This is a genomic window from Pedobacter ghigonis, from assembly GCF_903166585.1.
Taxonomy (GTDB): Bacteria; Bacteroidota; Bacteroidia; order Sphingobacteriales; family Sphingobacteriaceae; genus Pedobacter; species Pedobacter ghigonis.
Map to the genome: position 1 here is coordinate 505,216 of NZ_CAESCM010000003.1, position 8,118 is coordinate 513,333.

An 8,118-nucleotide genomic window follows, 5' to 3' on the forward strand; every position below is an offset into this window, starting at 1 on the left:
AGAACAACTTCATTATATCGGAACAATAATTTTAAAGCTCATATTCCTGCCCATGTTGTAAATCCCTGAGCGGGCATTTGGTGAAGCCGTATAATATTCGAAATACTTTAAACGGTTTAAATTGGATTGATAAGCTGTATTAAAAATATTATCAACCTGAATAAAAACATCGAATAAAGTTTTGTTTTTCCGGCTTACAATTGTCGATCCGACACCCCCATTAAGTAAAGTATAGCCTTTGGTAAAGGTTTCGGTATCATCTAAACCATAAAACTTATTTTGATCAGCAAAAATAGCCGCATCAATTTTAACATAAGGTTTGCTTAAAAAGCCAATAGCATGCTGCGCCGTTGCTTTAAGTTCCGACCTGATCTGCAAAGGCGGGATAAAGGGTAAATATTTTGCTTTATCGCCCTGCTTCGCCAATAGTTCCTTGTTTTGGTTTAAGCCCACAACATAAGCCATGCTGTTGTTAAAAGTTAGCCATTTAATCGCTGCCGGATGCAGGTTAACAGTTACTTCCGCACCATACAACCGCGCTTTTGATTGCTGATACTGATAGGTTAAATTGCCGGGTACAATAACCACCGGATTTCCATTTGCATCAGTTAAACGCGATTGGTAAATGTAATTCTGAATGTTGTTGTTAAAAAGCTCCAGACTAATATCCGCATCCTTTAAGTAAGCAATTAAACCAATATCTTCCTGAAGGTTAAATTCGGGTTTAAAGGTTCTGTTACCCAAATAAACTATGTGCGCACCCGGATCTAAACCGTTAGAGCCAATTTCGGTAATATTGGGTGCACGGTAACCCCTAGCAATGTTGGCCTTGATTAATAATTTCTCTGAAATATTATAGGTTAAGCCCAAACTCCCTGATACACCATAATAGTTTTTGCTAAATGAGGGAAATTGCAAATTTGCACCCGGAGTAGCTGCGTTTACCTGTTTACCAAAACCGGTTTGTGCATCGGTACCTACATAAAAATCGGCCCAGTTAATGTTTCTCCTGTCAAGCCTGATTCCGCCCGAAATATCAACCTTACCAAAGGTTTTCTTGGCAAAATAGAAAGCACCAATATCAAAGAGATCGTAATCCGGAATAGGAAAATCGGTAGCTGCTTTGCTCCTGTTGGCCTGGTACATACCATTTACACCAATTGTACTTTCAATCCCCGAAAAATCAGGCAGGTTATATTTAAGGTCGTAATTGAAAGTATTTAACACCACATACAAACCAGCCTGCTGGGGTACAGTTGGGTGATTATATTCACGGCGTACGCTTTGTTGTCCGCCTAAAAGGATGTTCAGGTCGCTGTTGCCAAATTTAAACTGGCTGGTATTGTAAAACCTGTAATGCTGAATATGCTGATGTAAGGGATTTAAGCGGTAAGTATCCAATTCATTATCGGGTACAATGGGCCTGTTTTTAATATCGTCGCCATCATCCAGTACCTGACGCGTAAATTTCCGCGAAAGCGAGTCTCTGCTCCCATCGGGTATTTCCATTAAATTATTATAATAGGTTACGGCAGTTTTCGAAAAACCCCAGTGTTTATCTACCCGGGCAGATGCCGAGAAGTTATATTCCCTGAAAGCCGTTCCATAAACCAAACCATCTACCCTATTTTTATAATTGTGTGCTGTTTTTCCGGTTCCCCTGAGGGTAAATTTCCAATCGTTTTTAATGAATGCCAATCCCAGCGACGAGCCAATCATGCTGTTATTGGTTTGGTAATTGGTTGTAAAATCGCCTTTCAACTTTCCATTTTCGAAATTCGGACTATAGGGAATCATATTGATAACACCTGCCAATGCATCCGATCCGTAAGTTAAACTGGCTGGTCCTTTTACCACTTCAGCCCTTGCAATTCCATACTCATCAACCTCAATACCATGCTCATCGCCCCATTGTTGTCCTTCCTGCCGCAATCCATCATAAAGCGTTAATACCCTGTTATAGCCCAATCCACGAATAAACGGTTTAGAAACATTCGGACCTGTGGTTACCGCTGTAACTCCGGGTACCCCTTTTACAATAGCTTCGATCAGATTGGTATTCACATTCTGATCCATCGCTTTTTTAGCGAGCACGGCAATGGGCACAGGGCTTTTACGCAGTTCAGTAGCCCGGTTTACCCCGGTAATAACCACATCCTTTAAATTTGCTTCCATCGAAATCAAATCGACGTTAAGGAAGGTCGTATCGTTATTTACTGTGATTTTAATTTTTTTGTTCTGATGCCCAACACCAGAGAATAAAACATCGTAACTACCCGAAGGGATATCATTAAAGTGATACGCACCAGATTGATTTGATTTGGTAGCTTTATTTAAACTAAGAATTTTAACGGTAATATTTTCTGTCGGACTATTTTGAGAAGTAACCAGACCTTGCAATACGGTTTGCTGCGCCCTGGAAACGAGGCCAATAAAAAGAAAAGTACTAAGGAGTATAAAAGCTTTCATCAATCTTTATTTGTCTAAATATAATTTTAGACAAATCTAAATTTAAATTTATACTTATCAAATAAAATATTTAGATATTATTTATAACTCTGTTTTTTTTGCTGCTTAATCTTTATTATATCTATCTTAGTGAGGGATTTATTCCAATTAAGCTTATCCCAGAAAACTAGAAATCAACAGATAGAATATGGACAATCAAAGCCCAGCGCTATTAAAAGATGGCGACCAGTGCCTGGTAGTTGCCGGTACACATAAAGGGAAATCGGGTACGGTACGTGATATTAACACCAGCAAAACGGGTCACATTACCATCACCGTAGTGCAGGAAAATACAGTACGCTTTAAAACCCTCGGAAAAAATGTGATAATTACCCAACCAGATGGCAATTAACTGACGTTTTTGAGCTGTTAATCAACATTATTTCTATACGCAATTACAGCAAAACAGCAAGCCTTAAAACCAAAGTCGCTCGCATACAGATACTTTCATGTTTTCGTATCTAAAACTTACACTATCGTGATTTGGGTGGCTACAAATGGCATAATTTTTATAATTTTAACGGCAATATGCCGATGTCTTTAACCCCGCTTTCCGAAGCAGATTTGTTGCAGTTTGAAGATCAACTTACTGACCAGGAAAAGTCAGTTCACGAAAATTTCACAAAGCTGATTCAGTTGTACCAACGCTTTCAATTAAATGAGCAATCGCTGAATAAGTTTGAGCATATGGCTTCGGCTATGCGCATTAAAAGTGACTATGAGCTAAAGAAAACACACTGGGATGGTGAATTGGCAGAATTAAAAAAGCAGTTCAAATTACTTGATAACCGGATTACCGCTGCAGAGCAAAAAATGTCGCGGGGCATACCAGACGACTTGCTGATAATGGAAAAAATGATTGCCGAACAGGAACTCATTGTGGCCGATCAGGAAAAACTAAACCAGGCCGAAGCTGCATTAATCAGCCACGTGCGCGAGATCGATATCGAATATGGGAAGCAGCAGGAAAAACTGAACCAGCAACGCGCACAGCCTAAAACGGAAAGCTTAACCAACATTACCGAAAAACTGGATGAGTTGCGTGCGGCAGAACAAAAAACAAAACTGAAGGCAAACTTAATCGCCCTCCTGCCTATTTTAGGTATCCCCTTATTGTTCGATTACCTGGCCAAGAATTTTGGCTTGTTAAGTACCCAGCCTGCGCATTCGCTTATAACCGGGCACTTTATTTTTCTGATCGTTTTAATTTTGGTCGAAATATTTTTAGCCGATAAAATCCGTAAAAAGGTTGCGGTTTACCTGGCCTCAGGCTATCTGAAAGCACAGCTGAAGCAATTAAAGCAATACGCTGCAGAAAACAAACAGAGTATTAACAGAATCGAAAACACCTATAAAATTAAGCTGGCAGATATTAATGCCTAAAACATTAACTAGCTACAGCAATCTTTTGCAGGTTAACGTCTGCTATTATTCTGCGTTTGCGATAACGGTTAAAGGCGATAAACAATATCATAACAAGTACAATCAGCGCCAAATTTGCAATACCAAGCAACGTTTGACTTTTAACAGCAAACAAATTGGCCATTCCGTAACTGAATACCGAGCTCACCATGTACATGGCCCCACCTGTAAAACCACTGGCCATGCCTGCGTTTTTGGAGAAACGGCTAAGACAGTAACCGTAAATAATATTAAAAATAAAGCCTCCACAAAGGTGTATGCCAATGGTAAAGCCGATTACGGTATACAGGTTGCTTGCCAAAGCTGTGCTACTGATCATTAAAATTGCCAGAGTTGCTTGAAAAACCAATGCTACTGTTACCTTTCGCGATAAGGGTACATCGATTAGCGATTTTGCAATAATACCGCCAAACATCAACGAAAGACCAGATAATAACGAGCTGTAACCCGTAACCACAGCCGAGTAACCCAAGATACGTTCAATAATAAAAGGGCTCGATAAACTGTAAACAACTACCAAACCAAAACAAACCCCTATAACCGCCAGTCCCAACATAAAATCGGGTGTTTTGAGCATTTTACCATAGGTTTCTGCAATGGCTTTGGCTTTAAAAGCATGAAAGTGTTTTAAAGATTCGCCACTATACATTATTTCGAGCACCAGAAAAATAAGCGATAAGGCACCCAGAAAATAGAAATTTGCACGCCAGCCAAATAAACTTTGCAGATAACCACCTAAAAAAGGAGCCATAATGGGTGCACAGGCCCAAATAATGGCAAAAAGGCTTACATAATGTTTTAATTTGGCACCACTATAGAGATCGACAAAATAAGCTCTTTTTCCCACTACAATTAACGCGATGGTTAGCCCCTGAATAATACGCATGGCATAAATAACGTGGATATCGGATGTAGCAGCGATTATAAAACTGGTGAGTGAAAAAACTGCAAGCGAAAAAATGCTGATTTTAAACCGGCCAAAACTATCTAAAATACTACCTATAAAAAGCTGGCTTACCCCTATACTAAACATGAACAATACCAGCGAAAGCTGTACCGCCGAAGCCGAAACCTGCAAATCTTTCGCCATGGCAGGTAATGCAGGCAGATAAATATCGGTTGCGAAGCCAGATAGTGGGATCAGTGCCAACGCTAAAACAGTACTGAAGCCCTGGTGGTTTTCTTTTAAAATTTTCATTAATGTGTGTTGGTTACAATAAACGTCTCACAAAAGACCGATCAGTCTTTTGTGAGACGTAAAAAAGATTAATTTCCGTGAGCGGCCTCAGAAACAGATTTCCAGGCTTCGAAAGTGCTTAAACGCTCCCGATAAATCTCTGTTACAGCAGCATAGGCAAATTTACCGAACAATACGCGTAATGGTGGATTGCTGTTATCAACCAGATCTAATATCGGTGCGGCAGTTGCCTGCGGATCGCCAAAAATGCCCGGAGCCGACGCTGCTTCCTGAAAGCCTTGTTTTACCGGATTGTAGGCATCAATAGCTGTGGTTTGCGAAGCTGAAGCTCCTGCCCAGTCAGTCGTATAGCCATTTGGTTCAACCAGGGTAACATGTATTCCGAAATCTTTTACCTCCGAGGCCAGAGTTTCGCTCAGCCCTTCTACTGCAAATTTCGAAGCATTGTATATGCCCAATACCGGCAAGGTAACTAAACCTAAAAAGCTCGATACCTGGATGATGTGCCCGCTCTGTTGCGCGCGCATTACTGGCAATACAGCCTGCGATAACCAAAGCACGCCAAAGAAATTGGTTTCCATCTGGTTGCGGGCTTCTGCTTCGCTGGTTTCTTCTACTGCACCAAACAAGCCATAACCTGCGTTATTAATCAGCACGTCTATTCGACCAAAATGATCGGCAACTGCTTTTACTGCCGCAAAACTGGCATCCCTGTTGTTTACATCCAGCTGTATGGGTAATAACTGATCACCGTATTGTGCTTTCAATTCGGTAAGCGATTCGAGATTTCTTACTGTTGCGGCAACTTTATCGCCGCGTTTTAAAAATGCTTCAGTCCAGATTTTTCCAAACCCGCGCGAAGCTCCTGTGATTAAGATTACTTTTGACATTTTATTTATTTGTTAAGTAGTTCATTGGTCATTGGTTCATTAGTTAATTGGTCAATAGTCCATAGCCAAGCATATAAGGTGATCATATTCACAACCTATTGGATATTGTATTTTGATTATTGGTGATTAGTTCATTTGTTTATAGTCCATAGCCAAGCATATAAGGTGATCATATTCACGACCTATTGGTTATTGTATTTTGAACATTGGTTATTTATCACTTCATAAATATACCAATCGGTCTTTATTTGATTAAAAAAATTAGATCAGGTAGGATTCAAAATCGGCTTTGATGCTATCCATAATGATGTTCATTTGCTCATTGGTTTCCAATACTTTACTGCATAAAATCGCTCCCTCTATCATTGCGAATGTTTTGATACTAAAGTTTTTGGCGTTCATGTCTGTGCGCAATTCACCATCTTCTACGCCATCGCTCACAATGTTAAAAATCCTTTTCTGGGCCGAACGGATTCCCTTTTTTACATATTCTTTAATGCTGTCGTTTGTGTCGTCGGCTTCGGTGCCAAAATTCAGTAAAGGGCAGCCGCCATCTTCACTTTTAATATTTTTATAGGCTTCAATCAGGTTAAAGAGTTTCTCTTTTGCTGTTCTGCCTTGCGCAACAGCCCTATCCAGCGAATTGGCCAGCGTTGTGGTTAAATAAAAGAAAGACTCTTTACAAATCTCGTCTTTGTTTTCGAAGTTTCCGTAAATACCACCTTTGGTTAATTTAGTCGCCTCCATAATATCGCTTAGCGAAGTTGCAGCCATTCCTTTCTTGTTGATAATGGTTGCTGATTTTTCTATAATAAATCTTCTGGTGCGCTCTGCTTTATTCATGTTCGTAGATTTAAGCCTCAAAATTAAACCATTTGGTATATTTTAAAGAATGCATTTCAAAAAAAGACTTTTAAATTACTTATGCTTTTTATTCCGTTTCGCCATTGGCATCGCCTGTTAGTACGGCGCTCATGTAATCAAAAAATGGTCGCATGGCTGCAAAGGTTTGTCCGGCATGCTGCAGAAAACCTGGGTCAAGCACTTCCTTATCATCAAATTTCCGGACGAGCAGAAACTGTTTGTAGCGTAATAAATCAATTTCAGGATCATCTTTAGCAAAACCTTTAGGCGCTGTGGCCAGCTGCTCACCTTTTAATGTACCAAAATTATTTACGAATTCTTTGCTGCCTATAATTTTTCTTAATGGTGTTCCGTCAAAGGCAATATCTTCTCTAATCAGCTTGATATCTGTCGGCGAGGGTGCCCAGAATCCGCCTGCTACAAAACTGTTGCCTGCCTCGATATGAAAATAATAGCCACCTCTCCTTTGTTTCGATGCCCGTTTAAAACTGCCACTCCAATGCGATTTGTACGGGGTTTTATCTTTAGAGAAACGGGTATCGCGGTAAATCCTGTACAAGCTCTTTTTGCCGCTTTGGGTTTCAATTACATCGGTTAAATTCAGTACGTCCAAAAGTGCAGACGCAAATTCTTCGATATAAGTTTGTTGTGCTATAAACTCTTCTTTATGGGCGTTAAACCATTCACGGGTATTATTTGCTTTTAATTGAGTAAGAAATTCGATACTTGATGCGGGTATCTTCACTGCTTCTGCGCTATTTTTCTTCATTTTTCAGGGTTAGAAATTGAATCAAATATAGCGAGGAAAAAGGGAAGGTAAATAACAATTAGATAATTCATATTATAATAATCGTTCAAGTTTTTATACAAATGTATCCATTTGGTTATCACAGAACCCCTATGAGATCGTCATTTCGAGCGTAGTGCAACGGAGTCGAAAAATCTGATGAGAGATCTCTCCATTTCGCTGCGCTTCATCCGATAGCTATCGGATCGAGAGGATTGTTATGATAAAAACAAATTTTAAGCAGCTATATTATAGTTATTTTTATAGCTGACTTGATTTTTTATAACTGCAGCAACCCTTAACGCTATCTTGTTTCTGACGACATTAATTATGCTCATGCTGTGCTTCCCTTCATCCTTTTTTCTGTTGTAATATGTTTTGAATTCCTGATTATGTTGAATTAGAGATAATGCACACATATGCAATAATCTTTTAAGTTCTTTATTCGC

7 protein-coding genes and 1 pseudogene are annotated in these 8,118 nt (G+C 39.6%); 2 read left to right on the top strand and 6 right to left on the bottom strand.

Translation table 11 applies throughout. From position 1 onward, the window contains the following. Window positions 1-12 precede the first annotated feature (12 nt). On the bottom strand, window positions 13-2,469 hold the full coding sequence (locus HWV58_RS07645) for a TonB-dependent receptor (protein WP_175633517.1): 2,457 nt from the start codon (window positions 2,467-2,469) through the stop codon (window positions 13-15). Between the two features lie 187 nt (window positions 2,470-2,656). Here HWV58_RS07645 and HWV58_RS07650 point away from each other — a divergent pair, with 187 nt between their 5' ends. After that, a complete protein-coding gene (locus tag HWV58_RS07650; RefSeq protein ID WP_175633518.1) occupies window positions 2,657-2,860 on the top strand; it encodes a KOW motif-containing protein in 204 nt (67 codons plus the stop codon). Window positions 2,861-3,042: 182 nt separating this feature from the next. Next, the gene (locus HWV58_RS07655; protein WP_175633519.1) at window positions 3,043-3,891 is read left to right on the top strand and encodes a hypothetical protein; all 849 of its coding nucleotides are present in this window, start codon (window positions 3,043-3,045) and stop codon (window positions 3,889-3,891) included. A 4-nt stretch (window positions 3,892-3,895) separates the two neighbouring features. On the opposite strand, the gene HWV58_RS07660 is transcribed toward HWV58_RS07655, so the two are convergent. The 5 genes and pseudogenes from HWV58_RS07660 to HWV58_RS24265 form a co-directional block, all read right to left on the bottom strand. Next, complete coding sequence (locus HWV58_RS07660; protein ID WP_175633520.1) at window positions 3,896-5,128, bottom strand: MFS transporter; 1,233 nt, start codon at window positions 5,126-5,128, stop codon at window positions 3,896-3,898. Between the two features lie 68 nt (window positions 5,129-5,196). Beyond that, the gene (locus tag HWV58_RS07665; RefSeq protein WP_175633521.1) at window positions 5,197-6,018 is read right to left on the bottom strand and encodes an SDR family NAD(P)-dependent oxidoreductase; all 822 of its coding nucleotides are present in this window, start codon (window positions 6,016-6,018) and stop codon (window positions 5,197-5,199) included. Between the two features lie 261 nt (window positions 6,019-6,279). After that, window positions 6,280-6,861 carry a TetR/AcrR family transcriptional regulator gene (locus tag HWV58_RS07670; protein WP_175633522.1) on the bottom strand — a complete coding sequence of 194 codons (582 nt, stop codon included), beginning with the start codon at window positions 6,859-6,861 and terminating at the stop codon, window positions 6,280-6,282. An 88-nt stretch (window positions 6,862-6,949) separates the two neighbouring features. Further along, a complete protein-coding gene (locus HWV58_RS07675) occupies window positions 6,950-7,651 on the bottom strand; it encodes a DUF2461 domain-containing protein (protein ID WP_175633523.1) in 702 nt (233 codons plus the stop codon). A gap of 254 nt (window positions 7,652-7,905) precedes the next feature. Then, a pseudogene (locus tag HWV58_RS24265) lies at window positions 7,906-8,118 on the bottom strand (hypothetical protein); the annotation flags it as partial.

Bases quoted from the DNA above. Each gene is read 5' to 3' on its own strand.
- HWV58_RS07645 (WP_175633517.1), bottom strand. From the start codon at position 2,469: ATGAAAGCTTTTATACTCCTTAGTACTTTTCTTTTTATTGGCCTCGTT.
- HWV58_RS07650 (WP_175633518.1), top strand. From the start codon at position 2,657: ATGGACAATCAAAGCCCAGCGCTATTAAAAGATGGCGACCAGTGCCTG.
- HWV58_RS07655 (WP_175633519.1), top strand. From the start codon at position 3,043: ATGTCTTTAACCCCGCTTTCCGAAGCAGATTTGTTGCAGTTTGAAGAT.
- HWV58_RS07660 (WP_175633520.1), bottom strand. From the start codon at position 5,128: ATGAAAATTTTAAAAGAAAACCACCAGGGCTTCAGTACTGTTTTAGCG.
- HWV58_RS07665 (WP_175633521.1), bottom strand. From the start codon at position 6,018: ATGTCAAAAGTAATCTTAATCACAGGAGCTTCGCGCGGGTTTGGAAAA.
- HWV58_RS07670 (WP_175633522.1), bottom strand. From the start codon at position 6,861: ATGAATAAAGCAGAGCGCACCAGAAGATTTATTATAGAAAAATCAGCA.
- HWV58_RS07675 (WP_175633523.1), bottom strand. From the start codon at position 7,651: ATGAAGAAAAATAGCGCAGAAGCAGTGAAGATACCCGCATCAAGTATC.